Genomic DNA, 26,803 nt, shown 5'->3' on the forward strand with positions numbered 1-26,803 from the left:
CAATTGTGGTCACTCAAGATAAGGGCACACTGTCTCCCGCTACCGGCCGTGGTGGAATGATGATGATGTTGCCAACACAGTTCCAGGATCATCGGCATGTCTGGGTTTACATTGAACTGGAGGAAAGTCAGGTCAATCCCGTCTCCATCGAATTGCTCGGCGAGGGCCGCAAGCTCGCTGACAAGCTAGGTGCTCAACTCGCCGGTGTCGTCATGGGTCCGCCGAAAGGCGGAGGCGGCGGCCCTGCCCTTGAAGAGGCCTTCGCCTATGGCGCCGATCTTGTCTACCTTGTTGAGTCCCAATTGCTGACCAATTATAGAAACGAGCCCTATACCAAGGCGCTGACAGACCTCGTCACCATACATAAACCCGAAATTCTACTTCTCGGTGCAACCACGCTCGGCCGCGACCTCGCAGGTTCCGTGGCAACAAGCTTGAAAACGGGCCTCACTGCCGATTGCACTGAACTGAACATCGATTCCGACGGATCTCTCGCCGCGACGCGCCCGACCTTCGGCGGTTCGCTATTGTGTACGATCTACACGCTCAGCTCTCGCCCACAAATGGCAACCGTGCGTCCTCGGGTGATGTCAATGCCTGAGCGACAAACCAAGCCAGTCGGGCGTATTATTCGGCATGAGCTTACAATGGTCGAGGAGGAGATTGCTACCAAAGTCATCGGTTTCCTTGCCGATAATCGATCCGACCGTCCGGATCTCGCCAAAGCTGACGTCGTGGTTGGATGTGGACTGGGGATCGGCGCGGCAATCAACCTGAAGCATGTGGGCGCCCTCGCAAGAACAATCGGTGGGGAGATGGGTTGTACACGTCCATTGGTCCAAAAGGGTTGGGCGTCCTCGTTTAGGCAGATTGGCCAAACGGGTGTGACGATCCGACCGAAACTGTACATAGCCGCCGGAATATCGGGCGCGGTCCAGCACCGTGTCGGCGCCGAGGGCGCCGATTTGATCATCGCGATTAACAATGATCCGCACGCGCCGATCTTTGATTTCGCCCATGTTGGGGTGGTGGCTGATGCACATCGGCTTTTGCCGGCACTGACAAAGGCGTTCTCTAGGCTAATGCCCTTGCGAGAGCGTCAACTTTGTGAACTGAGGGTGAAGGCCTATGAGTAGGGAGCGTTTTGATGCCATCGTCGTAGGAGCCGGCATGTCCGGTAACGCGGCTGCTTACACAATGGCTAGCCGGGGTTTGAAGGTGCTGCAGTTGGAGCGAGGAGAGTATCCGGGTTCCAAGAACGTCCAAGGGGCCATATTGTACGCCAACATGCTAGAGGGGATCGTTCCGAATTTTCGCGATGACGCGCCTCTTGAACGACATCTGGTCGAGCAGCGACTGTGGATTATGGACGACACCTCGCACAGTGGGATGCACTATCGGTCACATGACTTCAATGAGCAAAGAGCAAACCGCTACACCATCGTCCGCGTTCAGTTCGACAAGTGGTTCGCGGGCAAAGTGCGTGAGGCCGGCGGAACAATCCTATGTGAGACAACGGCAACGAAACTTGCTCGTGATTGCAGTGGCAACGTCATCGGCGTCCACACTGATAGGGCGGGGCGGCCAATTCTTGCGGATGTCGTGGTTCTCGCTGAAGGCGTGAATGGGGTGCTTGGAACGCGGATGGGTTTGCGCGACATGCCGAAGTCGCAAAACGTGGCTCTTGCGGTCAAGGAAATGCACTTCTTGCCGGAGCACGTGATCGCGGAGCGCTTCGGGCTGACGGGAGACCAGGGCTGCGTCATCGAAGCACTTGGAACAATCTCGCGGGGCATGGCCGGCCTAGGCTTCCTTTATACGAATCGAGATTCAATCTCCCTGGGGATCGGTTGCCTCGTCTCCGGGTTGGCTGAAAGTATGGAAAGTCCCCACACCGTTCTCAACGGCTTCAAGTGCCATCCCTCCATCAAGCCGCTGCTTGCAGGTTCAGAAGTAAAGGAATATGCCGCCCATCTCATTCCGGAGGGAGGCTTCAGAGCAATCCCCGAGTTGCATGGTGAAGGCTGGGTTGTTGTAGGCGATGCGGCACAGCTGAACAATGCAGTCCATAGGGAGGGCTCAAACCTGGCCATGACGTCTGGCCAAATCGCGGGGGAGGCAATTTGTACAATAAAGAACCAAGGGAGGCTTATGACTAAGGATAATCTTTCCCTGTATAAGAGTATGTTGGACAAGTCCTTTGTTATAAAAGATCTAATCAAGCACAAAGATATGCCCGCCCTCTTGCATACCAATAGCCAAAGTTTGTTTTCAACCTATCCAAAGCTGCTATCGCAGGCAGCGCAGAGCTTTGTTCGAGTTGAAGGTTCGACAAAAATTGAAAAAGAAAAGGCAGCGATCGACGCCTTCATCAAGGCGCGGTCCCGTTGGGGCCTTGTAAGCGACGCCGTCCGCATCGCCCGTGCCTGGCGCTGAAGGAGAGTCGAAATGAGCGAAAGCAGCTTCGAGCCCATTGAGGAAAAGCTCTACTGGAACCGCTATCTCGTCGATGCCGGCCGGCCGCACATAAGAGTGCGCAGGCACCTCTCTCCAAGCGCTAGTCTGCGTGCCTTGACTAAGATCTGTCCAGCGAACTGCTACAGTTTTGACGACGCAGGGCAGGTTAAAGTTGTTACAGACGGTTGCTTGGAATGCGGCACATGCAGAGTGTTATGCGAAGCCACCGGTGAGATCGACTGGAATTACCCCAGGGGAGGGTTTGGGATCCTTTTCAAGTTCGGATGAGGTCTAGCGCAAAAAAATCGACCTTTCTAAACCGTAATTTGCAGTACCTGTGGATGCGATTATAATTCACTAGAGACGTGAGCAAAGCAATCCACGTTTAAGCGCAACCCAATTCCGGGCGCACAAAATCGCAATTGCCTTTATTTGACGGAGCAGGACTTGACCGAATCCCCGGGAAAGGACGAGTTCGGCCGGGACAAGCGGCTCATCGGAATCTATCGAATTTCTGACGAGTTGCTGGCATCCACTCGTCTCGAGGTTAGACTTAACAGTGTGCTGGATATTCTGTGTTCCGTTCTCCCGTGTCGAGAGAGCGCTATAGAGATCCCCGCCACCAACGGAGAGGTAGGGATATCCGCAAGTTCGAAGGCTGGTCGCGGCATACCATCCATGACTTCACGGTTTGTGGCTCCGCCAACGGTTAAAAAGATCATTGATACCGGTCGGCCGTCAGTCGTGGAGGCTAAGGAAAAGGCGAGGCTGTTCAAAACCTCGCTCCTACAATCGCCCGACAGCACCACCACCTTTATCGGTGTCCCAGTTAAAATCGAGAACAAGGTCATTGCGGCGCTGTGGGTTGATCTGGTCAACGACGGGCTAATTAGCTATAACTACCAAGAGGAATTGGCGTTCCTAACAGCAGTCGCCAATGTGGTGGGGACACTCCACCGGCTCCGATCCGGGGTCAGCAGCATCGAGCGGACAACTGCCGAGAATCAGAAAGCGGGGGGAGAGAGAGTATATGCCTCTCCCACGCATCAGAAACTTGACTGGATCGTTGGAGAAAGCGTGGCGCTGAGGGAGGTCCTTGAGACCGTCAGAAAAATTGCGCCCACCAATTCGGCGGTGATGCTGAGGGGTGAGAGCGGTACCGGCAAAGAGGTATTCGCAAAAGCGATCCACGCGCTGTCGCCGCGTTCCAAGAAACCTTTCGTGGCATTGAACTGCGCCGCGTTGTCATCTGGTGTTCTAGAGTCGGAGCTGTTCGGACATGAAAAAGGTGCCTTCACCGGAGCTGTATCCGAGCGGGCAGGCCGTTTCGAATTAGCCGACGGCGGAACCTTGCTGCTGGATGAGATCGGCGAGATAACGCCCGATTTTCAGTCAAAACTATTACGGGTAATACAAGAAGGTGAATTCGAGAGAATGGGCGGAATAAAGACGCGAAAGGTCAACGTTCGACTGATATGCGCCACCAACAAACACCTTGAGGAAGCTGTTATGAACGGCAGCTTCAGATCCGACCTTTACTACCGGATCAATGTGATAACTGTTGCACTGCCGCCGCTTCGGGACCGCGCCGGCGATATCCCACTCCTGGCGAAACATCTTCTCGGCAAGTTCAACGAGGAGAACGATAGCGACCGAAATTTCAACCCGGATGCCCTCGATCTGTTGTCGAAATGCCCCTTCCCGGGCAACGTGCGAGAACTGGAAAACTGCGTTCGACGTACGGCGACCCTTGCACAGGAAAACAAGATCATGCCATCGGATTTCGCCTGTGCAAAGGATCAATGTTTTTCCAGCCGTCTTTGGAAAGGTGCGAACCCAGCGCCCCACTTTGATATCGTCACCAATGGCGACCCAGCCGCTTTTGAGTCGCCGGGAGAAAAAAATCGTATCGTGGAATATGGGCGGCTGATGACAGCATTGAAAAAGGCGGGAGGTAATCAGGCGAAGGCGTCTCGGATACTGGGCAAAACAACCAGGCAGATATCGTATGCCGTCCGCCAGCACGGTATAATTTTGAATGAATTATGACCACATTGCCGGAGATGTCGGCGCCCGTTTAGTCGCCTGGGCCATTCCCGCGAGCATCGATCATTCACCCACTTTGTCCCTCCACAGCAAAAATTTCACCACAAAGGTGATCTTATGGCAGCCGATCTTCGATCCTGCAGATACGTAGTGAAAGGCCACTCATATGACAATCGTTAAGGCAAGGAATGGAGATGACTTCGCAGACAGCGTCCTAAGTTCTCCCAAGCCTGCGCTTGTGTTCTTCACTTCTCTCAAATGCCGCCGCAACGAGCGCGATTGCCCCTCTGATTGAAGACATATCGGAGGAATTGGCCGATGAGATGACGGTCGTCGAACTGGATATTGACGAAAACCCAGAATTGGCAAATCGTTTCCGCGTAAGTGCGACCCCGACGCTGGCCATCTTCAATGAAGGCAAAATTCATTCGCGGGGCAAATATCATCGTGCAGTACAGCGATTGTGACGGCGGCTATCCGACGATCCAGGCGTAGTCATCTAAACTCAACGAGACATTTCGGAGAACCATCCAAAATGACCCGGCTCACCATGGCTGCAATCTTGCAGCTCAAAACGTCCAGGCGCGCGGCACCCCCCAATTGAAGTCCCTCTACGAGTACCTCTCCTCGGAGCGTGGTCTCGAAAATGGGATCTCCAACACGGAGGCTCGCCTCGTCTACCGCATCAACGCCCTGCCCCTCCGCATCTTCGAACTCCAGCAGAATTTCGGCGCGAAGATCGACAAGAGCTCCGCGAGGAAGATCCGACCGGCCGTCCCTACTTCCGCTACTGCCTCGTCCTTCCGCGCGACAACGAAGCAGGGGAGACCCTCGTCGATGACTAAGGATGCAACGGACCGCGAGGCCAAACTTAGCGACATCGTCGTGCTTGCTCACACGGGCAAGAGCGCGGGCACCTCAGCTATCAGGAGCTCTGAATGAAAACCCTCAGCCATTTTTCCCCGAGTCACACCCAATGTGCGCGGCCATCGCCGCAACTGATACAAGACATGCGGTTGCTGCAGATGACGTTTCCCGAACTGACTCAGTTCGTTGCCGACGAGGTGGAAAAGAACCCGCTGCTCGAATTTACGTCAAGCGAGAGCGAAAACGACGCGGAAACAGGCTTCGAAACCGCCGACGACTTTGCCCCGACCGAAGGCCGCGAGAGTTCGGCGGCCGCCGAAGTCGATAGCGACTGGTATGAAGGCTCCTCCTCCATCAGCACCGAGAGGCTCGGCGAAGGGCTCGATACGGGCTTCGAAAACGTCTCCCTGGACGACGGCCCGGTGCGGCGCGCCGATGCGCCGGAACTGCTCAGCCAGTGGAAATCCATGCCGGGCGGCGATGCCGGCGAAGGCTACGACCTGAATGATTCCGTCGCCGGCCAGGTGACGCTGCGCGACCATCTGAACCAGCAGATTCCCTTCCTGATCGTCGATGCGGCCAGCCGCCTGATTGCTCAGCATCTCGTCGATCAGCTCGACGAGGCCGGCTACATGCTGGGCGACATCGAGGAGATTGCCGCCCGCCTCGGCAGAAGCTCCGAGAATGTGGAGGCCATCCTGCACTCGCTGCAGACGCTCGATCCGCCGGGCGTCTTCGCCCGGTCACTCAGCGAGTGTCTGGCAATCCAGCTTCGGGAAAAGGACCGGCTCGACCCGGCCATGGAAGCACTGATCAGACATCTGGATCTGCTCGGCAAACGCGATTTCGCCTCGCTTCGAAAGATCTGCGGTGTCGATGACGAAGACCTGATCGACATGCTGGCGGAAATCCGCGGCCTCAACCCGAAGCCCGGCGCGGGTTTCGAGCGCGGCATGTCAGAGACGATTTCGCCGGATATCGTCGTGCGCGCAGCGCCCGACGGCGGCTGGATGGTCGAACTCAATCCGGACACCCTGCCGCGCGTTCTGGTCAACCATACCTATTTCCAGACGGTGTCGAAGAACTGCCCGAAAAACGGGGATGTCCACAACTTCCTCTCCGAATGCATGCAACATGCCAACTGGCTGACGCGCAGCCTCGACCAGCGGGCCAAGACGATCATGAAGGTGGCGACCGAAATCGTCCGCCAGCAGGATGTCTTCCTGATGCACGGCGTCGACCACCTGCACCCATTGACTCAGAAGACCGTTGCCGAAGCGATCAAGATGCATGAATCCACGGTCAGCCGCGTCACCTCCAACAAATGCATGCTGACGCCGCGGGGCATGTTCGAACTCAAATATTTCTTCACGGTGTCGATCGGCTCGGCAGAAGAAGGCGGCGACAGCCATTCGGCCGAGGCCGTGCGCCACCGGATTCGCCTGCTCATCGCGCAGGAGACGCCTGAGACGGTGCTCTCCGACGAGGATATCGTAGTCAGCCTGAAGCGCGGCGGGGTCGAGCTCGCGCGCCGGACCGTCGCGAAGTACCGCGAGGCGATGAACATTCCTTCTTCCGTCCAGCGCCGTCGCGAAAAGCGGGCGGATAGCCGGGCCGTCCGCTTCTGACTCTGTCATGCTTCTTGCCGACCGCATCGAGCCTGAGTTGGATCCTCCATCAGGTGCCGACGGTCGGCGGTTTTTTGAGTTGCCGCGTCTGCGGCCGGGCAGGAAGCAAGGACGTACGGAAAAGCCCAAAGGGTGAGCACAAGGGGAGGAGCCTTTTCAGGATCGGGATCTATCCCACCTTGCGAACCAATATGTGCCTGTCAACGGAGATATGATGATACCAGCTAAAACGAATGAAGGGTGTAACCAAACCGTCTACGCGCCCGCTTGCGTAAACTTATATACCGGTGCGTCTGGACAATCCCACACCTATGGACGCTCGGCACCAGATGGTGCAGATCCGGCGGTTTGGGAACGAGTGGAAGATCATCCATGCTTCTCAGAAGACGCGCATTCTTATTTTGCCCGAATACACGTTGCGGTTGCTCCAGCGTGCAACATCCAGTGCAACTACTGCAACCGAAAATATGACTGCGCTAACGAAAGCCGGCCTGGCGTTACCTCGGAAAGGTTAACCCCGGACCAGGCTCTGCGAAAGGTAATGACGGTAGCCAGCGCATTGCCGCAGCTCTCTGTCCTTGGTATCGCCGGGCCTGGCGACGCTTGCTATGATTGGAACAGGACAAAAACAACATTGGAACTGGTCGCGAAGGAGATCCCCGACATCAAGTTCTGCGTGTCGACCAATGGCCTTTCGTTGCCGGACCATGTCGAAGAGCTCGCCGGGTTGAATGTTGATCACGTGACCATTACGATCAACATGGTCGATCCAAATGTCGGCGTGAAGATTTACCCATGGATATTTTTCAGGGATCGCCGCCTCACCGGAATTGAAGCTGCCAGAACTCTTCACGAGCGTCAGATGCTGGGCTTGGAGATGCTGACTGAGCGAGGCATCCTCACCAAAATCAATTCAATACTAATTCCAGGCGTTAACGACGAGCATCTGATCGAAGTGAATAGATCAGTCAGCGATCGTGGGGCATTCATGCACAACGTAACCCCCCTTATTTCAGGCCACTCTCACGGCACTTACTATGGACTCACCGGCCAGCGTGGGCCAGACGCTCTCGAACTAAGCCTACTCCAGGATCGGATGAAGGGTCGAGGGACGCTTATGCGCCACTGCCGGCAATGTCGCGCAGATGCGGTCGGTCTGCTCGGCGTTGATCTCGCCCAGGAATTTACGACCGGTGATCTCCTTCTTGCGCCGGCCTATGATCCGGCAAAGCGCCTTACCTACCGCGAGTTCGTTGAACGTGCGCGCGGTGAACGTCTGACGTCTAGAAAAGAAGCACTCAAAGCTGTCAGATCCGTGGTGTCCGATCAATCGTTTCTTGTCGCGGTGGCGACCAAGGGCGGTGGCCGCATCAATGAGCACTTTGGCCACGGAATTGAATTCCAAATTTACGAGGTCTCGCCGTCGGGGATTGGTCGAACAGGCCATCGCAAGGTCGAGCAGTCCTGTCTCGGCGGCTGGTGTGACAACGCTGCCTTTAACAGCACGATTGTTGCGCTCAATGGCGTAGACCTATTGTTGTGCGCCAAGGTTGGAGACGTCCCAAAGAAGAGGTTGGCGGAAGCTGGTGTGCGAGCGACGGAGGCTTATGCCTATGACTATATTGAAGCCGCAATTGGCGCGTTCTACGCCGCCGAGTTTGAGAACAAATCGGCGGTAGCGACATCCCATCTTCCCAATATGACCAGGAGCTGAAAATGGCCTTCAAGATCGTAACGTCCCAATGCAGCCAATGCGGCGCCTGTGAATTCGTGTGCCCTTCAGGGGCAGTCGCCTTGAAGGGGGAAAACTACGTCATCGATCCGCGAAAATGCACCGAGTGCGACGAATTCGGAACTCAGCAATGTGCCGCAGCGTGCCCAATGAAGGAGACGTGTGTCCCCGCCTAACCGCCACCTAACGATTAGCCAAGGGTGCTGTCTGTGCGTTGGAGGATATTTCGTGGCGACTGCGAGCGGGACAGGAGAGATGACTAGCACCCGCAGTTTGTCTCAAGAAGCAGTGGGGGTCCTCGGCAGGAACAATTAACGCTCAGTACAAACGAAAGGACAGCCCTTCTCTTTGCAGCCGATTATTTGGTAGCACTGCCGTCAGTGCATGTGCATTTGATCAAGCACGCTACTGCCTTCACGAAAAGCATTCTGTTTCAAAGAAGGATCAGCCAGATGAAAGTGACGATTCGTCGAACTTGCGACAGCCTCTCGGCCTATATGCCAAAGCTTGATCTCGAGGAGCCGATACTCTCGATGGAGAGCGAAAAACTGTGGGGCGGTGTCGTGTCGCTAACCAGTGGGATGCGACTGGCCCTTCCCGACCTTCCGCGAAACACTCGCCTTCCGGTTACAGTCGAGGCTCCAAAGTACCGGATGGAGGAGATGAGCGTTTTCCAGCAGCCAACGTAAATACAACCCGTTGAGGTTTCGAAACACCGTTGGTCCTCGACAGTTGAGATCTCGAGAACCGTATAGCAGGATAGGGTGGCCATCGGCGTTGTCTGGTAAACTTGATTTTTTCAAGCGTAGCCTGTGGGAAGGACGACCGATGACCGCTCTCTTGAAGGTTTTCTGGCGCTTACTGCGCGACCTTGCGAAGCTGGTCAACGGGGTCCGACGCATTCTTGATATGTTGATCGTACGCGCGTTGCCGGTTTTGCCCGACCAGCCGAGAAATGGCCTTTCGTGACATGGATGTGTCGCTGTCGATCGGTGCCATTGTCTCGGCGTTGATACTGGCGCGGGCTCTTATCGTCTTTCATGTCTGCGCCTGGCATCGGCGTGATCCGCGCGGCGCCATCGCAATCATTGATGTTCAAAATATTGTTCAAGCATTGTTTAACCGTAAGCGTACGCATCCGAGTTGGGCCGCATTGTTGAGTGAGTAAGAGTGTGGATGCTCTGTCTATATAGACGGCAATATAGACGGTGCTTCACACATGGACTTGATGAATGATCTCACCGGGCATTTCAGCCGGATGGAGATTGTCGATAGCGGGCGTCGCCGGCGTTTCACGGATGAAGCGAAGCTGGCGATTGTGGCTGAGAGTTATAACGGCCCGCGGCAGGTGACGGCCACGGCGCAGCGTCATGGGATCACGCGCTGGCAGTTGAATGCCTGGCGCAGGGCCGCCCGGGAAGGACGGCTTGTCCACCGCTCGACAAACGGGTTTGTTCCAGCGATCGTTGTTGCCGAGCCGGTTGTTGCGAACACGCCACCTGCGGCGACTGTCGCTGTGCCGCCGCCTGTCAGCGACCACGGTCGCATGGAGGTGGTGAGTGCGAACGACCGGCGTGTGATCGTCGGTCGGGATGTCGACGTGGACGTCCTGCTGCGGATTATGCGGGGTCTGGAGACGTTGCGATGAACCCGTTTCCGATGGGAACGGGTGTCAAGGTTTGGTTGTCGACCGGACATACAGACATGCGGTGCGGCTTTCCTTCGCTAGCCCTTCGGGTGCAGGAAGTTTTGAAGCATGACCCGCTGGCCGGTCATTTGTTCTGTTTCCGGGGGCCGCCGAGGTGATCTGATAAAATTGATCTGGCATGATGGCCAGGGCGCATGCCTGTTCACGAAAAAATTGGAACGCGGCCGGTTTATCTGGCCGAATGTAGAGGGCGGCGCGGTGGCAATCACGCCGGCGCAGCTTTCTTATTTGCTGTCCGGAATTGACTGGAGAGCCCCTCAGGAAACCTGGCGCCCGACGCGGGTTTGAACGTCTTTTGCATTGAATTTGTTGGATAAATATGCTTCTATGACAGCATGTCGTTACCGCCTCTCTCACTGCCGGACGATCTTGCCAGCGCCCACGCCGCGTTGCTGGCGGAACGCGAGGCGCGGATACGCGCTGAGGCTGAAGCGAGCAGTGCAAAAGCAAAACTTTCCGGCATTGAGGCGCTCAACGCCCATCTGCAATTGCTGATCGCCAAGTTGGAACGCGACAAACACGGTCCGAGCCGGGAGCGCACCCAGCGGCTGATCGACCAGATGGAATTGCAGCTTGAGGAACTGGTCGCTGATGCGACCGAGGATGAGCTTGCGTCAGAGGCGGCCTCAGCGAAAACACAGACCGTTCGTGCCTTCACCCGCAAGCGCCCGGTGCGCAAACCCTGGCCAGAAAATATTGAGCGCGAACGTCTCGTCGTCGACGCGCCGACCGCCTGCACCCATTGTGGCAGCGAGCGTCTGTCGAAGCTTGGTGAGGATACTACCGAGACGCTGGAGGAGGTCCCGCGCCGCTTCAAGATCGTCGAAACCGTCCGGGAGAAATTTACCTGCCGGGACTGTGGCTGCATCAGCCAGGCGCCGGCGCCTTTCCATGCCACGGCGCGCGGCTTCCTTGGCCCCAACCTTCTTTCCACCATCGTCTTCGACAAATTCTCCGAGCATCAGCCCCTGAACCGCCAAAGTCGCCGGTTCCGCAGCGAGGGGATTGATCTGTCTACCCAGACGCTCGCCGACCAGGTTGGCTACGTCAGCGCCGCCGTCAAGCCACTCTTCGATATGATCGAAACCCACGTGTTTGCGGCCGAGCGCCTCCACGGCGACGACACCACCATCCCGATCCTCGCCAAGGGGCAGTGCATTACCGGCCGCATATGGACTTACGTTTGCGACGACCGGCCATTTGGCGGGCTTGCGCCGCCGGCTGCCGTCTTCTACGCCTCCAGCGACCGGCGTGGCGAACATCCGCAACGACATTTGGCCGAGTTCACCGGCATCCTGCAGGCCGATTGCTACAATGGCTTCAATCCGCTCTTCGACCGGAGCAGGAAACAAATCCCGGTAACGCCAGCCTTCTGTTTTGCCCATGCGCGGCGAAAGTTCTTCGAGTTGGCCGACGTCTCTCGCAGTGCCCGGCGGGGCAAGGGCTTGCGGCCTGTCTCTGCGACGGCGTTGGAAGCGGTCAAACGCATCGATGCGCTGTTTGACATCGAGCGCGACATCAACGGCAAAAGCGCCGAAGAGCGCCTTGCCGTGCGCCAGGAAAAGAGCAAGCCGCTGCTTGACGAACTGGAGGCTTGGTTCAGGCTGGAACTCGAAGGCCTGTCGCGATCCTCACCGGTTATTGAACCCATCAACTATATGCTGTCGCGCTGGGCCGACTTTGCCAGATACGCCGACGACGGCAGGATCTGCATGACGAATAACGCGGCGGAAAGAGCCCTGCGCGGGGTTGCATGTGGAAGAAAGAACTGGAGCTTCGCCGGATCCGAGCGGGGCGCCGACCGGGCGGCCATCATGCTGACCCTTATTACGACGGCCCGCCTCAACGACATCGACCCGAAGGCTTGGCTCGCAGATGTGCTGACGCGCGTCGCAGATCTTCCCGTCTCCCGCCTGCGTGAGCTCTTGCCTTGGGAATGGAAGAGGATCAAGGCGGTGGCGATATCGGTTGCCGCGTAAACAGCGTCCGAAACAGCTCCTCCGACCGCCGCAGACCCTCGTCCGTCAGCACCAGCGACTTCGACTTGTTCACCGGGTCGCCGATCATGCCCTTCTGATGCAAGCGATCCGTCGTTGCCCAGTCAAAGCCCTTCCAGGCACAACGCTCGTTATGCAGCGTTAGCCACAACAGCGCCAAAACGGCATCGTCGATCTTGTCCTCATCGATCTCCATGAACCCGACGTTACCACGCGAGCCCCATTAAGTCCTGCGGCCCACCTCGGATGGATACCCGTAAGCGACAAGCTGAGGCCGTTCAGGCGGCGTAGTTCCACGGCATGAGGGCGCCGATCACATGGGTCGCACCATCCAATGTGCGCCAGGCTGTGTAGCCGTCACTCATCAGTATGCCGCGGTAATTGCCAAGGAAGGTTTGGTTGTGTTCCGGCGTGCAAATTTGGCTCTGACTCAGTTTTGATGCAGTTGTGACGATGCTGCCTTGCTGGTTTCCACAAAGGAATCAGCCTGATGAGCACCAGGTTTCGCCCCTCTGATTTGGTACCGGCTGGTTTCATCGCCGAACGCATCACCCACATTGACGATGAGACCTGCATCTTGCTTTCCCGAGCCGGCGCTACTGCGTCATGTCCGGCATGCGGACGAATATCGCGAACAGTTAGAAGCCGCTATTGCCGCCAGGTCGCGGACCTCCCCCTTTCGGGAAAGCGTGTCCGACTTCTCGTCCGCACACGGAGGTTCACCTGTGGCGCGGTGCTCTGCGGCAGGCAAATATTCTCCGAGCGGTTCGGCGATGTGCTACCTCCCTATGCCAGACGAACCGGGCGTCTCGAGCATCTCGTCCACCATTTAGCGCTTGCACTTGGAGGACGCCCGGCGGCGCGTTTTGCCCAGCGGCTGATGCTTCCCGTAAGTAACGACACCTTGCTACGAGTTATCCGCAGGCAAGGGTTACCGCCATCGATCCCACCCTCGGTGATCGGCATCGATGACTGGGCCTGGCGGCGCAATCATCGCTATGGCACGATCGTGTGTGACCTGGAGCGTCGGCGGCCAATCCGGCTGCTACCGGACCGTGAGCCAGCGACGGCAGAGGCCTGGTTGCGGGGAAATCCCCAAATTCAGATTATTGCTCGTGACCGCGGCGGCGCTTACGGGCTGGCGGCAGCAAAGGCGTTGCCCGATGCAGTGAAGATCGCTGATCGATGGCATCTGATGGAAAATGCCAGCCGTGCATTCCTGGACACCGTCCGCAAATCGATGCGGCAAATTCGCAAGACACTCGGTGCAACGCGCATCAATCCCAAGCGGCTGACCGCGGCCGAGCGCCTGCAATACGAAGGCTATCTCAGGCGCGAACAGACCAATGCGGCGATCATGGCGCTCGCAGGGGACGGTGTCACGATCAAGGAAATCGTGCGCCGTACTGATCATAGCCGCGGCTTGGTCCGCCAAGTGCTCAGGGGACAACGCAATGACGTCTTTCGGTCGAGAGAAAACTCGTTGGAGACCTATCTCGAATGGCTAGACGCTCAATGGGCTGCTGGCAAGCGGAACGCTACTGAGCTATGGCGGCGGTTGAGAACACAGGGCTTTCGTGGTTCGCGTCGGGTCGTGAGTGAATGGGCAACACGACGGAAGCGGGCCGACAAGGCAGATGCGGAAACGTTGAACCGCATTCCCTCTGCCCGAACGATCGCCCGCCTTTTGACAACTAGCAGAGACAATCTGACGAAATCCGAGACCGTCACCATCGCTGCAATAGAAGGCGGTATTCCCTTGCTGGTTAAAGCTCGCGACATCATCGCCGACTTCCATCGCATGATCCGGCGCAAGGCGGAAAACGAGCTCGCGCCGTGGATCGACCGCGCTCGCGAAAGTCTGGTTACCTCCTTTGGCGATGGCGTTGCGAAAGACATAAAGGCAGTCCGAGCAGCGATCGTCTCACCGTGGTCCAACGGACAAACTGAGGGGCAGATTACCAAGCTCAAGCTGGTGAAGCGCCAGATGTACTGGTCGCGGAAAGCTTGATCTGCTTCAAGCCCGCCTGATCGGCGCGACATGAGAAAACCGCGTCAAATATGCGTCAGAGCCAATATTCCACGCCGAAACACACAAACGGCTGAAGTCCGCTTTTTTTCCTGAAGCGGACGTCACGTTCGTGATCGGTTGGCCATGCGCCAAACTGCCCACCCTAATCCTTGTCCAGCAAGCCCGCCGCCAAGTACCGGTACGAGCAGGAAAGAGATGAACAATCCGGTAAGCCCTACCATCGCGGCAAGCCCCTTTACGAAATCGCTGGAGGTGCAAACGTCGCCCCAATAGCATCCGCCGAATGCCATCATCGCTAAATCTATGAGCAGCAGTTTTACCATGAGCCACGTCTGGTCGGCTCTGAAACGGTCTTTTGCGAGTTGCCAGTAGGTGAGCGGAGCGCTGAAAAGGATGATCGGGACCGCTGCGAGTGCATAGGTTTTGAAGTCACCTATATCCATTTTGATCTCCGAAAGCTTCTTGTGAGCCTATCGAGAGCATCTGATTAAATTGAAAAAGAATTGGTCTGCTTTTGGCGCTTTGTTGCTGTTGATGTTGCAACGGTAGTTTTCGGAACGGCCTACCGCGCTTGGTCAATGTGGCAGGAAGACACCGCTTACGAACCAGGTGCTCCACACAGAATTACAAGTGGTTCTTTCGATTCAGGATTTCGGCGAAAACTTTTCGTAACCGACTCCGCTACTTATGGGTAATTGCAAGCTTCCCCGTATGGTTACGGACCATTCAGTTCCCCTCGATATCTACTAGCGCTGTATATTCCGAAGAGAATCTCACCCTAGGCTAACCGAATGCACGGCGAACGCATCTTCAGTCTCTATGAACGTAGAAACCCACAGCCCCATTCGAGAGTCAGTACTTTCATAGTTCCACCCGTTTGCGGCTATTGGGTTAGGCGACGACGCAGCAACGCGATCGACACGAAAAAGGGCAGCACAATGTAAAGGCAAAGAGCTCCAAGATGCAGCGTGATATCTGGAACGGGATGACCAAGCATTGCCGGACGAATGAGGTCGATCGAATGTGCAAGTGGCAGGAGGTGCGTTATTCGCTGAAGCATGGGTGAGAGCTGTTCAACTGGGAAGACGGATCCCGACAGGACCAACATCGGGGTAATGACAAGCGACTGATAAAAAACCAGATAGTCGTAACTGGGGGCCAGTGCCGCCACAACCATCGATAAGCTCGCGAAGGCAAGGCCCGTCAGCGCTATGACTGGAAAAACATAGATCAGGGAGTCCCATTCCGAATAAGCTAGCGTGGCTGTCACAATACCAATCGCCGTGCCTGCTAAAGACGCCTTCGTTGCCGCCCACGCCATTTCCCCCAGTACGATATCTCCAAGCGTAAGTTTGGTGTATAGCATTGCCTCCCAAGTGCGGTGATCTCGCATCCGAGCAAACGTAGCGTAAATCGTTTCAAAAGTAGATGCGGTCATCGCGCTCGTTGCGACCATCCCGGCCGCCAGAAATGCAGAATAGGAAACGCCGCCGACATTGCCCAACATCACGCCGAGTCCTGACCCTAATCCAAAAATGTAAATCATGGGATCGGCAAGATTACCCAGAAGTGATGCTGGAGCTACTTTCTTCCATGCCAGAAAGTTTCGCCGCCAGACCGCGACCCAATTCAGCAATCCCGACGGAAGTGCCTCTGTAGAAACTCTACCCATCGCTACTTCTCCATCTCGCGTCCTGTCAGCCGCAAAAAAACGTCTTCCAGATTGGCCGGCCGTTCAAGCAGGCGCAGACTGGGAAATTCCCGCAGCTTGGCGCGGACCTGGTCGGAATTAACTGTGTAACAGAACAGCGTCTCTCCACTAGTCTCGATCCTGTCGACATGTGGTCTGACTATCAAACTGAGTTCGTCAGGATTGCCCCCGTAAACCTCAATAACCGGGCAACCGATTATATCTTCAATCAGGGAGAGAGGCGGGCCTTCGGCGATCATGCGCCCACCTTCGAGCACGCACAACCGGTCACACATCCGCTCGGCTTCGTCCATCATATGCGTTGTCAAAAGGATGGTCTTGCCGCGAATAAGTAGGGAGCGCAGCCGCTCCCATATCTGGTGGCGGGCGGGCGGATCGAGGCCAGTGGTTGGCTCGTCCAGTATCAACAGTTGCGGATCATTTACGAGTGCTCGCGCCAACGTCAATCGGCGCTTCATGCCGCCCGACAAGTCTGATACGCGCACGTCGGCTTTGGCCTCAAGCTGTGCAAATTCCAAAAGCGATGGGATGAGCTTTTCGATCGCGCGGGTACTCATTTGGAAGTAACGACCAAAGACCAATAGATTCTCGCGAACGGTGAACTCCATGTCCAAATTGTCGAACTGCGACACTACCCCGATGCTCGCTCGCGCTAAACGAGCCTTCCCTGGCACCGGCAGCCCAAGTACAGATATCTTTCCCGCGCTCGGTGTCGCCATCCCAAGCAACATACGCGTAATCGTGCTTTTGCCTGCACCGTTTGGTCCTAGCAACCCGAAGCACTCTCCAGCTCTCACGCCGAACGACAAGGAATCGACGACAGTTTTGTCACGGTAGATCATAGTAACGGCCTGAAGATCGATCGCCATGGTAGGCGCAGAGTTGGACGCCGGTTCAAGACGGCCCGTCTTGATTTCGCGCTCAGGATTGGATCGAGCGGAGGCAGAGTTTTGATCCATTGCTATAGTCTTCGGTCTCAACATTTCACGTTCCATGTTCTCGCCCATACCTACCTCCGAAAGCGCCACGAAGTACCGCCCCCAAAAGGGGATGCTGAGGCCACGATCTCAGCTTCATTCGAAGCGGCGTTACTTTCGGCAATCGCCGGTCCGTCGGTCGTCGAACCGCGAGACAGCCAGTCGCTGTTGGAGAGCGTGAGCAGGGCAAAGCCCTTCAAAGGGATCAACATGAACAGGTTTATTAGCGTGTGAAGCGAGAATGCCAGAAATCGGATTTGGCGCGCGCGGTAGGCGGCGACTGAACATCGCACCATCGTCATCGACGCGATGATGATGATCGTCCATCCTGGCACCGTTGCTGTTAAGATGAATTGGGTTATGCCGGTGGCTGAAGACACTGCCAAAAGCAATGGTCCGATGTTCTGGTGAATGGCATCCAATGTCAAAAAGCGGTTGTGGCTAGGCAGAAGAGGCAAAGCGAGTAAGGTGTCACGGAAGGTGCTGCGTGCCCAACGTAGTTGCTGACGTAGGTAGGACCCCATGCGGTCTGGTACGACAGTTTTCGCTATTGCCTCGGGAACGTATTCCGTTCTGAATCCTGCACTTAGCATTAGGATCGTTAAATGGCGATCCTCGCCAAAGTCACTTGGTTTGCCGCGATAAAGTTGCGTTTGATACTGATCAAGAAGCAAGAGAAGTGCGGACCGGCGGTACATAGCGCACGGGCCGCAGCAACACATAACCGCGCCAAACCGAGCCTGGGCGGCGCGTTCGTCGTTACAGGCTAACCAGTATTCCATGTCAATCAAGCGCGTCAGCAAATTTTTGTCGCGATTGCTCGCTTTCAATTGGCCCATGGCGGCGCCAACGTCAGAGTCGCGCATTTTTTCGACGAGCAGAGTCACGACGTCTGAGGCGATGGAAGTGTCCGAATCCACATTTAAGATCAGGTCTCCACATGACCGTTCTATTGCAGCGATCTGTGCTTTGCGCTTTCCGACATTCTTCGACAGCAGCAGGAATTCGAACCTCGGATCCGACGTGTAGAAGTCGTGAACAGGCAAGATTGCCTCACGATTGCAGGAGCCGTCATCAACCATATATATTCGAAGTTTGCCGCCATAGTCCTGCCCCGCCAACGAGGAGAGGCAGGCCGAAAGAATGGCCGGATCTTCGTTGAAGCATGGGACAATGATGTCTACGCTGGGCAAAGCGGCAGGATCAATGTCCTTTGAGCGCGGCTGTGAGCCGCTGGCTTTGCGCGCATAGAAAGCCTGCATACTTTTATAGATTGCCGATAACAGCGCATGAAGCGTGACGGCTGCGATACCGATTGTTTCAAGCAAGGTCATAGTATCTCGTGTGTTGATCAATGCTAGGGAAGTGAACGGATCGTCAGTCCACGGCTACGCAGTGATTTGATGATTGCGGATATGGCTGCAAGCGTTTGATCACGCAGCGTTGGAAGCTTGGTCGGGTCCGCAGCACCGGGGGGGCATCCATCGTGCAGAAGCACGATGGATCCGGGTTTGGCAGCTGCAAGCACGCGGTCAACGATGGCGTCGACGCCCGGGCAAGACCAGTCTCGAGGGTCAACTGACCAATGTACGGGGGCTAAACCTAAGCTTGCCGATTTGACGAGAGCTTCTTCCGTCCACTTGCCATAGGGAGCTCGAATGTGGCGGATGGAAGCGCCAGGGCATGCGGAGATAATGGCCCTATTTGCTTCATCTATTTCACGTTCCACCTGTGGCCGGCTGCAGGTGGCCAGATCGGGATGCGTCATCGTGTGATTGGCCACACCGTGGCCTTCCGAAACAATACGTTGAACAAGGCCTGGATGTACTTCCGCGTTCGCACCAATGACAAAAAAAGTTGCTGAGACGGCGTGCTGTGCCAGGACATCCAAAATATGTGGTGTGCAAAATGGGTTGGGACCGTCATCGAACGTCAGGTAGACGCACGGATCGTCGGCACCAGCATCCACGTCCACACTATCTATGATATTGAGGTTCTTCATAGTTCCGGCCCGCGTCGCTGTATCAGGGACCCCGACGGCCAGTCGCTCATTGTGCGCCCAACCGGCACTACAACAACTAAAACGTCTTCGGTTCGAGTGGCCGGGCAGTCACGATAGACATCCGCAAGGGTAGACTCTACTCGAATGCCGGACACGATATTTGCCGCGCCATCCCTGCAGAATCTCTCGATGTGATTTCGCATCGCGTATCGCACAGTTCCGAATGCGAAAGGCACGCCAAGGTCGTCCACGACCGGAGCCATGGCTCGAATGGAGTGAGCGATGCCCAATTTTTCTAAATCCGGTCGAACACCATATAACCCCAACTCAGCCACAAGTACTTCTGTCTCACCCACTCTGATGAAACGCCGTAACAACCCTAGATGACCGGCTATTCCCTTGGAATCGTAGGCAATGGCGCGAAGCTCAGGCCGTGCGCCGGCCCAGCTACGACCATCCTCGAAGGGTTTGGCGTTAAACTTCCCGGTTGGGCCATAGGTATTTCGAAAGAATGATGCCAGCTCCTCGTGGTCGGAGGAAGCCAACTCAGTTTCCCAATGTAATTTCCAATGCACCCCGGAAGACATGCAGCGCTCCAATTGTTGTTTGACCAAAGGAAACAACCATAAACAGCAGCAATCCAACGCACGGGACCGCTGCTTTGGGCTGTGGAGCTGGCTTGGCCCACCAATGCACAGCAGCCCTCCTTGACCGGCCCCCGATTTCAGCGAGAGGCACCTTGATTTCTGCAGGATAGTGGGTCTTCTAGTTCGATGAGATGATATCGGTAAAATCTATTGTTTGGATATGAGGCATCTAGGAGATGGATATCGGATGCGATTCAGAGGCTTGGACTTAAACCTGCTTGTAGCGCTCGACGCTCTGATGACCGAGCGGCAATTAACTGCCGCAGCCCGGCGCATCAACCTCAGTCAACCGGCAATGAGTGCAGCTATCGCCCGTCTCCGAAATTATTTCCATGATGATCTCTTCGTGATGCAAGGGCGCGAACTCATTTTGACACCCCGTGCCGAAGCACTTGCGCCTGCTGTTCGAGACACCCTGCTCCACATCCAACTCTCTGTTATCGCCTGGGATCCGATCAAACCCGCGGAGTCCGATCGTCGATTCAGAATTATCCTGTCCGACTTCATGACACTGATATTCATGGAGAAGGTGATAAAGCGAATTGCGCGGGAGGCGCCCCGTGTGACCTTTGAACTGTTGCCCCTTGATGACGATCCTGACGAGCTTCTGCGCCGGGGCGACGTTGATTTTCTGATTCTGCCGGATTTGCTGATGCCGAACATCCATCCCAAAGCGAAGCTCTTCGATGAGACGCTTGTTTGCGTAGGATGCCCAATGAACAAGCAGTTGGAAGATCGGCTTTCCATGGAAAAGTTTATGTCGATGGGGCACGTCGCGGCCAAATTTGGCCGTTTAATGAAGCCTTCAGTTGAGCAATGGCTATTGCTCGAACATGGGTTTAGAAGGAGGATTGAGCTCGTCGTACCAGGCTTTACTTTGATCCCGCCACTGCTCGTGGGGACGGACCGAATAGCGACCCTTCCAATGCGATTGGTGAAACATTTCGAGCAGACGATACCCCTGAAGATAGTCGAACATCCGCTTCCACCTCTCCACTTCCCCCTGGCAGTCCAATGGCCCGCGCTTCACAATACCGACCCAGGCAACATCTGGATGCGTGAGATCATGTTTGATGAAGCTTCCCGGATGGAAGCTTCATCGGAGACGTCGGCTGTTTAGGCGGTACCGTTCGCTTGGACGGATGCTGCTGACCCGATAGAAGCCACGGAACGGTGTTGACGCGACAGAATTGTAACGTTCGGCGAACAGCGTGATTTTGCTCTTTCTTCAACGATGCTAGCTGAATGAAGACAATGCAGATCCAGCTTTTCGGAACATCGCTGGCTTAGGACGGGGGCAACGCCGCTCCTTGGACATCATCACACTTCCCCCCTCGCTGACTACATTGCGCTCAACCTTGTGATCCCTTTTGATCGCAGGCGATCGACAATTGTGGCCCCCGAGCTGACGGACGGCATATGTCCATTTCGCAATTTCGCTTACGTCTAGCGATCAAGAGCCAGTCGGCGGATTAGGCTTTGACCGTAGCGGCCCGACGATGGAGGTCTCGTCACGAGGAGCGCCCGGGCTGGCTCCCAAGTGACCTCTTAATCGATGCTCCACGGCGCATTCGCCGGACAAATGCTTCAAATCCACGCAATCAATTTTACTAGTGGCGCCAAATGCAACATAGGATCCGACAAGAGCCAGCTCACAGCACTTCGCGCCTGGGGTCTCGCTCATATGTTTGCTTGCCAACGGAGAGGAGTTGCGTGTCGTTTAACACGCAGATTTGCCCTCTTAAACCAGAACGCATGGAGGATAAAGAATGGCTGATGAACTCGCGATTGAAGTTATCGCCACGATCAAGCGGCGCGTTGATTCGGAGCTGGACGGGATAGCAGCTGCATCAATGACCGAAATAACAACCGAAACGGAATTGGCGTCACTGGGTATCGACTCTTTGGGGCTGGCTGACGTCCTTTGGGATCTGGAGCAGGCCCACGGGATCAAAATTGAGCTGAACACATCCGACGCGTGGTCAAATCTCAGCAATGTTGGTGACGTTGTCCAGGCCGTCCGCGGATTGATTGCGAAGGAGGTTTGAAATGAACAGACGGGTAGTTATCACTGGGATGGGTGGGCTTTGCGGCTTAGGAACCGACGCAAAATCAATTTGGACAGAAATGCGGGAAGGTCGCGCAGCAATCGGTCCAATTGCTAACACCCCGCTTTACGATCTCGAAGGGACTGTTGGGTCCGAGATAGGGATGCTGCCCGAGCACGAGATCAGCCGCAAGCAACTTGCCTCGATGGACCGCTTCAGCCTCTTGGCTGTGATTGCAGCATGGGAAGCGCTGCGACATGCAGGGCTTTCAGTCAATGAAGGAAACCGCACCCGCTTCGGCGCAACCGTTGGCGTCTGCGGCTGCGGTTGGGATGCAATCGAGCAGAGCTACCGCAGCCTCTTTTTGGGCGGAGCAACCCGCGTGCCCATCTTCAGTGCCCTCAAAGCCATGCCAAGCGCGCCAGCCGCACAGGTGAGCATGGTGCTGCGCCTATTGGGTCCGGTATTTGGGGTTACTTCCGCTTGCGCGTCGGCGAATCACGCCATCGCTACAGCGGTGGATCAAATCAAGCTGGGCCGCGCTGATGTGATGCTCGCTGGCGGTAGCGATGCCCCGCTCACCTACGGAGTACTGAAGGCCTGGGAGGCTTTGCGGATACTAGCGCCGGATACGTGCCGCCCGTTTTCCGCCGATCGAAGGGGTGTTGTCCTGGGTGAGGGCGCAGGCATGGCAGTACTGGAAAGCTATGAGCATGCCGCCGCTCGCGGCGCTACTATACTTGCCGAGATCGTCGGAGTAGGCCTTTCCGCCGACGCTTTCGATATCACGAGCCCATCAGTTGAGGGACCAGAGTCAGCGATGCGAAATTGCCTTGCTGACGGCGGCTTAAACCCCGAAGATGTCGATTACCTTAATGCTCACGGTACCGGCACCAAGGCTAACGATTTAACGGAAACAGCCGCGGTTAAACGCGTCTTCGGCGACCATGCATATTCGATGTCGATTTCATCCACGAAGTCGATGCACGCGCATTGCCTTGGCGCAGCGAGCGCACTCGAAATGATTGCATGCGTGATGGCGATCAGAGAGGGCGTAGTGCCGCCGACCGCAAACCATCGAGAGCATGACCCTGACTGCGATCTAGACGTTACGCCCAATGTGGCGCGTCAACGTAAGGTACGTGTTGCCTTAAGCAACTCCTTTGCGATGGGTGGCACCAACGCCGTATTGGCCTTTAAGGGCGTGTAGGGTCCTGAACCGCCAATTTCCTGCTCCCCTGAGCGATTTGAACAGGCGGCCATCATCAAATCTACCATAACTAGAGGGGTGGAAATAAAGCGAGAAGAGAATTGATGCTGCGCATCTAAGAGCCTGACTCGAAAAGGTTTCCACGATATCCGTACCTTGCCAGGCGTCGTGTCAGGACGCGGATGTGGGCGATAGTGATCCAGGCTTCGGCTGATGCGACGGACTTTTCCCAATCCTTCGCCAAGCGTCGGCATCTGCCAAGCCATGCGAAGGTGCGCTCCACGACCCAGCGACGCGGCAGAACCTCGAAGCCCTTGGCCTTATCGGTCCGCTTGACGATCTGGAGAGTGAACGCAGCGATCTTTTGCAGTGCGCCCTTCAGCTTCGGTCCGGCATAACCACCGTCGGCGAAGATATGTCTCAGCCACGGCTAGCGCTTGAGAATGGTTTTGAGGACGGCAGGCGCGCCGTCGCGATCCTGAATGTCGGCGCTGTGAACCATGAGGCGACCATCAGTCCGAGCGTGTCGACGACGATATGACGCTTGCGTCCCTTGATCTTCTTGCCCGCGTCATAGCCCGAAACTCCGCCGCTTTCCGTAGTTTTCACGCTTTGACTGTCGATCACGCCGGCAGACGGCGAGGCTTCCCGGCCTTCCAGGTCGCGCGCCTCCATAACGAGATGATGGTTGATCCGCAGCCACAAGCCAGTCGCCCGCCATTCGTAGAAATAGGACTGCACAGTGGTAAAAGGCGGAAAATCTTTCGGCATCATCCGCCACTGGCACCCCGTCGTGGCGATGTAAAGCAACGCGTTCACGACTTCGCGAAGATCGGTGCTGCGCGGCCTGCCCAGCCGTCTCGGTCCAGACAGGCAAGGCGCGATCAATCCCCATTCCCGGTCCGTCAGATCGCTTGCATACCGCATTGCCCGTCGGGCATATTGCCGACGGGTGAAATCAGTCCAGCCCATTGTGGTCTCCGTTCGTCCTAAGCAAACAAACAGAATCACAACTGGCTGATTTCACTCAACTCTTTTTCGGTCAGGCTCTTAGATCTCGCCCGTGCGGCGGCTGTCCATTTGACGACGGCTCGGTCTAGCCTATCAGCCAAGGAGCCGACTGGTACGCCTTGTACCAGATCGGCTCGTAACTCTCCCCGAATTAGCCATTCCGGGGCCTGTACAGGTCAGGCCGTGGTGGGGAGTGTCGGTAGACCTCCCCTGCCCTCAATACTCGTCGTTCTTCGATAGAGAGCTGGCTCGGGAATCTGCGCAGCTAGGACAAGTGGAATTTCTGCCTGACTTCGGCTTAGATGCCGGGAACAGGAGAGACCATGACGAGACGACCGCGCCGGAACCACAGCCCGGCTTTCAAGGCGAAGGTAGCGCTTGCCGCGATCAGAGGCGAGCAGACGCTGGTGGAATTATCCCAGCAGTTCGACGTGCATGCCAACCAGATCAAACAGTGGAAAGACCAGCTCCTTGAGGGGGCACAGGCGTTTTCGGCGATGAAGCGAAGGCGGAACCGGCGGGCCCGACCGTCGATGTCAAAACACTGCACGCCAAGATCGGCGAGCTGACATTGGAGAACGATTTTTAGCCGGAGCGCTCGGCAAGGCGGGATTGCTGGGCGGAAAGAAATGATCGACCGCGCACACAAACTGTCGGTCGCACGACAGGCGAAGCTTCTCGGCTTCAGCCGTGGCAGCGTCTACTATTCTCCACGTCCAGTGTCGCAGGACGATCTTGCCCTGATGCGGCGGATCGACGAACTGCATCTCGACTACCCGTTTGCCGGAAGTCGGATGTTGCAAGGGCTCTTGAGGGGAGAAGGGCTGGAAACTGGGCGGCTGCACGTTGCCACGCTGATGAAGAAGATGGGTATCGAGGCGATCTACCGTCGCCCGAACACATCCAAACCAGCGCCAGGTCACAAAATCTATCCCTACCTCTTGCGAAAGCTGGCGGTCACCCGGCCCAACCAGGTCTGTTGGGGTGGACGGCTCCCAACGGCATCGCGATGTGCCAGAATGAGTTCGTTGAAAGCTCAATCGAGGGAGACCGTCCGTGGAACAGATTATCCGAATTGGTATAGATACGTCAAAGAGTGTTTTCCAGCTGCATGGCGTGAACGCAGCCGAGCAACCAATCCTTCGCAAGAAGCTTTCGCGCAAAGAGATGGTGAAATTCTTTGAGAAAGCGCCGCCGACTATCATCGCACTCGAGGCCTGTGGTGGATCTCATCATTGGGCAAGGATGTTAAGTTCGTTTGGTCATGAGGTGAAGCTGATCGCGCCTCAATTGGCGAAGCCCTATGTGAAGCGCGGCAAGAACGACGCTGCGGATGCGGAAGCCTTGTGCGAGGCGATGAGCCGACCCACCATGCGCTTCGTGCCGGTCAAGGCTGCGGAGCAGCAGGCGGCATTGATGCTGGTCGGCATGCGAGAGAGACTCATTCGCAATCGGACGCAGCTCGCCAATGCGATTCGCGGTTTTGCCATGGAGTTTGGGATCGTCGCGGCCACCGGCATGTGCCGCATCGAGCCTTTGTTGGAGCGCATAGCGGCTGATCAATCGCTACCTGAACTGGCCCGCGCGCTTTTTTCCATGCACGGCGTTGAGTATCGAGATTTGCTTACGGAAACGAAAGCAGTCGAGGAAAAGCTTACCGCGTTACATCGCTCCGATGAATGCAGCATGCGGCTGGCCGAAATACCAGGCGTCGGACCGGTTGGCGCATCGCTGTTGATGATGAAGACGCCCGATCCCAAGATGTTTAAGTCGGGTCGCGATTTTGCCGCCTGGATAGGTCTTACACCCAGGGACCATTCAACCGCAGGCAAGGTCAGGCTCGGGGTGATCACCCGAGCTGGCGACGAAATGCTGAGGAGCATATTGGTGGTTGGCGCAACTGCCCTTCTTCAATATGTCAGAGCAGGTCGAAGCAGACATACTTCCCGGTGGCTGATCGAGCTTTTGCAAAGGAAGAAGCCGAAGCTGGTTGCGGTGGCGCTCGCCAATAAGATCGCCCGCATCGCCTGGAAGCTCATGGTGAGCGGCGAAAGGTACAGGCGAGCAGAAGGTCAGACACAGGCAGTATAGGAGATTGGCCATCTCGGTGAGCATGATATGAGTGCTACCGTGTTGAGCTGATGCTGTGAACTTGCAAGAGAAAAGCAGATGGTGTGATCGATCGATCCAAGACGCGTGAAACTCCGCATTGCCCAATGGCCGTCAAGGGTCGCAGGTCTGTTAGGAACACGAGTTGCGGAAACCATCTTGGCCAGTGGTCATGTGCGACCACACAAAAAGGCCGCACATATGGAAGCAAGCGATCCGATCAAAATATTTGTAAAAACACTTGCAAGTGGGAGCCGTCCACATATGGGCAATGGACATAACGTACGTTCCGATGGCTCGCGGCTTCGTCTATCTCTGCGCCGTCGTGGACTGGTTCAGCCGAAGGGTTCTGTCGTGGCGGCTGTCGATCACGATGGAAGCGGACTTCTGCATCGAAGCGGTCGAGGACGCGCTGGCCCGTCATGGCAAACCCGATACTTCAACACGGACAGTCAGAAGATGATAGCCAGTTCCCGGGTGGTCTGTCTCAAACACCGATCGATCGCTTGGTAGGCTGGCGTTGCAAGGTGTCCTGGTGTGGCTTGACCCACACTCCGATCGACCAGCGTGTCTTTCCCTAGACCTGTCGGCCGCCCGGGAGCGCCTTGCGGTGAGGCTTTG

The 26,803-nt window shown here is 56.2% G+C and carries 23 protein-coding genes and 5 pseudogenes; 20 read left to right on the forward strand and 8 right to left on the reverse strand.

Features of this window, described 5'->3' with window-relative positions; all coding sequences use genetic code 11:
* Positions 1-56 precede the first annotated feature (56 nt).
* The 13 genes and pseudogenes from RG540_RS27780 to tnpC all read left to right on the forward strand — a co-directional run bounded on the left by RG540_RS27780 (position 57) and on the right by tnpC (position 12,417).
* Entirely contained in the window at positions 57-1,136 is a 1,080-nt protein-coding gene (locus tag RG540_RS27780) for an electron transfer flavoprotein subunit alpha/FixB family protein (protein WP_046602078.1), read from the forward strand.
* The gene (locus RG540_RS27785) at positions 1,129-2,436 is read left to right on the forward strand and encodes an FAD-binding protein (RefSeq protein WP_041365317.1); all 1,308 of its coding nucleotides are present in this window, start codon (positions 1,129-1,131) and stop codon (positions 2,434-2,436) included. Before RG540_RS27780 ends, RG540_RS27785 begins: the two co-directional genes overlap by 8 nt.
* 12 nt (positions 2,437-2,448) lie before the next feature.
* On the forward strand, positions 2,449-2,745 hold the full coding sequence (locus RG540_RS27790; RefSeq protein WP_041365320.1) for a ferredoxin family protein: 297 nt from the start codon (positions 2,449-2,451) through the stop codon (positions 2,743-2,745).
* A 159-nt stretch (positions 2,746-2,904) separates the two neighbouring features.
* Positions 2,905-4,506 (forward strand): nif-specific transcriptional activator NifA, encoded by a 1,602-nt coding sequence (gene nifA, locus RG540_RS27795; RefSeq protein ID WP_041365322.1) that lies wholly within the window; start codon positions 2,905-2,907, stop codon positions 4,504-4,506.
* Positions 4,507-4,826: 320 nt separating this feature from the next.
* Positions 4,827-4,970 carry a thioredoxin family protein gene (locus RG540_RS32000; RefSeq protein WP_233957867.1) on the forward strand — a complete coding sequence of 48 codons (144 nt, stop codon included), beginning with the start codon at positions 4,827-4,829 and terminating at the stop codon, positions 4,968-4,970.
* A gap of 471 nt (positions 4,971-5,441) precedes the next feature.
* On the forward strand, positions 5,442-6,998 hold the full coding sequence (rpoN, locus tag RG540_RS27805) for an RNA polymerase factor sigma-54 (protein ID WP_041365326.1): 1,557 nt from the start codon (positions 5,442-5,444) through the stop codon (positions 6,996-6,998).
* 211 nt (positions 6,999-7,209) lie between these two features.
* Positions 7,210-8,712 carry a nitrogenase cofactor biosynthesis protein NifB gene (gene nifB, locus RG540_RS27810; protein ID WP_080725103.1) on the forward strand — a complete coding sequence of 501 codons (1,503 nt, stop codon included), beginning with the start codon at positions 7,210-7,212 and terminating at the stop codon, positions 8,710-8,712.
* A 2-nt stretch (positions 8,713-8,714) separates the two neighbouring features.
* The gene (locus tag RG540_RS32005) at positions 8,715-8,906 is read left to right on the forward strand and encodes a 4Fe-4S dicluster domain-containing protein (protein ID WP_046608005.1); all 192 of its coding nucleotides are present in this window, start codon (positions 8,715-8,717) and stop codon (positions 8,904-8,906) included.
* Between the two features lie 276 nt (positions 8,907-9,182).
* The gene (gene nifT, locus RG540_RS27815) at positions 9,183-9,419 is read left to right on the forward strand and encodes a putative nitrogen fixation protein NifT (protein ID WP_041366484.1); all 237 of its coding nucleotides are present in this window, start codon (positions 9,183-9,185) and stop codon (positions 9,417-9,419) included.
* A gap of 266 nt (positions 9,420-9,685) precedes the next feature.
* Positions 9,686-9,898 (forward strand): hypothetical protein, encoded by a 213-nt coding sequence (locus RG540_RS27820; RefSeq protein ID WP_157884705.1) that lies wholly within the window; start codon positions 9,686-9,688, stop codon positions 9,896-9,898.
* A 51-nt stretch (positions 9,899-9,949) separates the two neighbouring features.
* The gene (gene tnpA, locus RG540_RS27825; protein WP_041365281.1) at positions 9,950-10,378 is read left to right on the forward strand and encodes an IS66-like element accessory protein TnpA; all 429 of its coding nucleotides are present in this window, start codon (positions 9,950-9,952) and stop codon (positions 10,376-10,378) included.
* Positions 10,375-10,726 (forward strand): annotated as a pseudogene (gene tnpB / locus RG540_RS32010) (IS66 family insertion sequence element accessory protein TnpB). Before tnpA ends, tnpB begins: the two are co-directional and overlap by 4 nt.
* Before the next feature lie 47 nt (positions 10,727-10,773).
* Entirely contained in the window at positions 10,774-12,417 is a 1,644-nt protein-coding gene (gene tnpC / locus RG540_RS27830; RefSeq protein WP_041365330.1) for an IS66 family transposase, read from the forward strand.
* On the opposite strand, the gene RG540_RS27835 is transcribed toward tnpC, so the two are convergent.
* Positions 12,386-12,631: a DUF6429 family protein gene (locus RG540_RS27835; RefSeq protein WP_041365332.1), complete on the reverse strand. Its 246-nt coding sequence runs from the start codon at positions 12,629-12,631 to the stop codon at positions 12,386-12,388. The two genes, tnpC and RG540_RS27835, sit on opposite strands and share 32 nt — an antisense overlap.
* 294 nt (positions 12,632-12,925) lie before the next feature.
* Between RG540_RS27835 and RG540_RS27840 the strand changes: the two are divergent.
* Positions 12,926-14,480 (forward strand): annotated as a pseudogene (locus tag RG540_RS27840) (ISL3 family transposase).
* An 88-nt stretch (positions 14,481-14,568) separates the two neighbouring features.
* Here the strand turns inward: RG540_RS27840 and RG540_RS27845 are convergent.
* From RG540_RS27845 to RG540_RS27865, 6 genes are all read right to left on the reverse strand, one after another.
* Positions 14,569-14,910, reverse strand: coding sequence for a hypothetical protein (locus RG540_RS27845; RefSeq protein ID WP_041365334.1), 342 nt, complete (start codon positions 14,908-14,910; stop codon positions 14,569-14,571).
* A 440-nt stretch (positions 14,911-15,350) separates the two neighbouring features.
* Entirely contained in the window at positions 15,351-16,139 is a 789-nt protein-coding gene (locus RG540_RS27850; RefSeq protein WP_041365337.1) for an ABC transporter permease, read from the reverse strand.
* Positions 16,140-16,141: 2 nt separating this feature from the next.
* Positions 16,142-17,047: a nodulation factor ABC transporter ATP-binding protein NodI gene (gene nodI, locus RG540_RS27855; RefSeq protein ID WP_041366485.1), complete on the reverse strand. Its 906-nt coding sequence runs from the start codon at positions 17,045-17,047 to the stop codon at positions 16,142-16,144.
* Between the two features lie 140 nt (positions 17,048-17,187).
* Complete coding sequence (nodC, locus tag RG540_RS27860; RefSeq protein WP_041365339.1) at positions 17,188-18,489, reverse strand: chitooligosaccharide synthase NodC; 1,302 nt, start codon at positions 18,487-18,489, stop codon at positions 17,188-17,190.
* 23 nt (positions 18,490-18,512) lie between these two features.
* Positions 18,513-19,157: a chitooligosaccharide deacetylase NodB gene (gene nodB, locus RG540_RS32015; RefSeq protein ID WP_080725104.1), complete on the reverse strand. Its 645-nt coding sequence runs from the start codon at positions 19,155-19,157 to the stop codon at positions 18,513-18,515.
* A complete protein-coding gene (locus RG540_RS27865; protein WP_041365341.1) occupies positions 19,154-19,744 on the reverse strand; it encodes a NodA family N-acyltransferase in 591 nt (196 codons plus the stop codon). The genes nodB and RG540_RS27865 overlap by 4 nt, the downstream gene beginning before the upstream one ends.
* 247 nt (positions 19,745-19,991) lie before the next feature.
* Here RG540_RS27865 and nodD1 point away from each other — a divergent pair, with 247 nt between their 5' ends.
* From nodD1 to RG540_RS27880, 3 genes are all read left to right on the forward strand, one after another.
* Positions 19,992-20,924 (forward strand): transcriptional regulator NodD1, encoded by a 933-nt coding sequence (gene nodD1, locus RG540_RS27870; protein WP_041365343.1) that lies wholly within the window; start codon positions 19,992-19,994, stop codon positions 20,922-20,924.
* A 649-nt stretch (positions 20,925-21,573) separates the two neighbouring features.
* A complete protein-coding gene (locus RG540_RS27875; protein WP_041365345.1) occupies positions 21,574-21,852 on the forward strand; it encodes an acyl carrier protein in 279 nt (92 codons plus the stop codon).
* 1 nt (position 21,853) lies between these two features.
* Positions 21,854-23,062: a beta-ketoacyl-[acyl-carrier-protein] synthase family protein gene (locus RG540_RS27880; protein WP_041365347.1), complete on the forward strand. Its 1,209-nt coding sequence runs from the start codon at positions 21,854-21,856 to the stop codon at positions 23,060-23,062.
* A 115-nt stretch (positions 23,063-23,177) separates the two neighbouring features.
* On the opposite strand, the pseudogene RG540_RS32020 reads toward RG540_RS27880, so the two are convergent.
* A pseudogene (locus RG540_RS32020) lies at positions 23,178-24,034 on the reverse strand (IS5 family transposase).
* A 362-nt stretch (positions 24,035-24,396) separates the two neighbouring features.
* On the opposite strand from RG540_RS32020, the pseudogene RG540_RS32025 reads away from it, so the two are divergent.
* The 3 genes and pseudogenes from RG540_RS32025 to RG540_RS32030 form a co-directional block, all read left to right on the forward strand.
* A pseudogene (locus tag RG540_RS32025) lies at positions 24,397-25,050 on the forward strand (IS3 family transposase); the annotation flags it as partial.
* A gap of 79 nt (positions 25,051-25,129) precedes the next feature.
* Positions 25,130-26,164 (forward strand): IS110 family RNA-guided transposase, encoded by a 1,035-nt coding sequence (locus RG540_RS27895; protein WP_041365349.1) that lies wholly within the window; start codon positions 25,130-25,132, stop codon positions 26,162-26,164.
* A gap of 280 nt (positions 26,165-26,444) precedes the next feature.
* Positions 26,445-26,653 (forward strand): annotated as a pseudogene (locus tag RG540_RS32030) (DDE-type integrase/transposase/recombinase); the annotation flags it as partial.
* Between the last annotated feature and the right edge of the window lie 150 nt (positions 26,654-26,803).

Source organism: Neorhizobium galegae bv. orientalis str. HAMBI 540 (genome assembly GCF_000731315.1).
Taxonomy (GTDB): Bacteria; Pseudomonadota; Alphaproteobacteria; order Rhizobiales; family Rhizobiaceae; genus Neorhizobium; species Neorhizobium galegae.

What these genes read in the sequence shown, in the direction of transcription:
- RG540_RS27780 (WP_046602078.1), top strand. Translation starts at nt 57, where the DNA reads ATGATGATGATGTTGCCAACACAGTTCCAGGATCATCGGCATGTCTGG.
- RG540_RS27785 (WP_041365317.1), top strand. Translation starts at nt 1,129, where the DNA reads ATGAGTAGGGAGCGTTTTGATGCCATCGTCGTAGGAGCCGGCATGTCC.
- RG540_RS27790 (WP_041365320.1), top strand. Translation starts at nt 2,449, where the DNA reads ATGAGCGAAAGCAGCTTCGAGCCCATTGAGGAAAAGCTCTACTGGAAC.
- RG540_RS32000 (WP_233957867.1), top strand. Translation starts at nt 4,827, where the DNA reads ATGACGGTCGTCGAACTGGATATTGACGAAAACCCAGAATTGGCAAAT.
- rpoN (WP_041365326.1), top strand. Translation starts at nt 5,442, where the DNA reads ATGAAAACCCTCAGCCATTTTTCCCCGAGTCACACCCAATGTGCGCGG.
- nifB (WP_080725103.1), top strand. Translation starts at nt 7,210, where the DNA reads ATGATGATACCAGCTAAAACGAATGAAGGGTGTAACCAAACCGTCTAC.
- RG540_RS32005 (WP_046608005.1), top strand. Translation starts at nt 8,715, where the DNA reads ATGGCCTTCAAGATCGTAACGTCCCAATGCAGCCAATGCGGCGCCTGT.
- nifT (WP_041366484.1), top strand. Translation starts at nt 9,183, where the DNA reads ATGAAAGTGACGATTCGTCGAACTTGCGACAGCCTCTCGGCCTATATG.
- RG540_RS27820 (WP_157884705.1), top strand. Translation starts at nt 9,686, where the DNA reads ATGGCCTTTCGTGACATGGATGTGTCGCTGTCGATCGGTGCCATTGTC.
- tnpA (WP_041365281.1), top strand. Translation starts at nt 9,950, where the DNA reads ATGGACTTGATGAATGATCTCACCGGGCATTTCAGCCGGATGGAGATT.
- tnpC (WP_041365330.1), top strand. Translation starts at nt 10,774, where the DNA reads ATGTCGTTACCGCCTCTCTCACTGCCGGACGATCTTGCCAGCGCCCAC.
- RG540_RS27835 (WP_041365332.1), bottom strand. Translation starts at nt 12,631, where the DNA reads ATGGAGATCGATGAGGACAAGATCGACGATGCCGTTTTGGCGCTGTTG.
- RG540_RS27845 (WP_041365334.1), bottom strand. Translation starts at nt 14,910, where the DNA reads ATGGATATAGGTGACTTCAAAACCTATGCACTCGCAGCGGTCCCGATC.
- RG540_RS27850 (WP_041365337.1), bottom strand. Translation starts at nt 16,139, where the DNA reads ATGGGTAGAGTTTCTACAGAGGCACTTCCGTCGGGATTGCTGAATTGG.
- nodI (WP_041366485.1), bottom strand. Translation starts at nt 17,047, where the DNA reads ATGGCGATCGATCTTCAGGCCGTTACTATGATCTACCGTGACAAAACT.
- nodC (WP_041365339.1), bottom strand. Translation starts at nt 18,489, where the DNA reads ATGACCTTGCTTGAAACAATCGGTATCGCAGCCGTCACGCTTCATGCG.
- nodB (WP_080725104.1), bottom strand. Translation starts at nt 19,157, where the DNA reads ATGAAGAACCTCAATATCATAGATAGTGTGGACGTGGATGCTGGTGCC.
- RG540_RS27865 (WP_041365341.1), bottom strand. Translation starts at nt 19,744, where the DNA reads ATGTCTTCCGGGGTGCATTGGAAATTACATTGGGAAACTGAGTTGGCT.
- nodD1 (WP_041365343.1), top strand. Translation starts at nt 19,992, where the DNA reads ATGCGATTCAGAGGCTTGGACTTAAACCTGCTTGTAGCGCTCGACGCT.
- RG540_RS27875 (WP_041365345.1), top strand. Translation starts at nt 21,574, where the DNA reads ATGGCTGATGAACTCGCGATTGAAGTTATCGCCACGATCAAGCGGCGC.
- RG540_RS27880 (WP_041365347.1), top strand. Translation starts at nt 21,854, where the DNA reads ATGAACAGACGGGTAGTTATCACTGGGATGGGTGGGCTTTGCGGCTTA.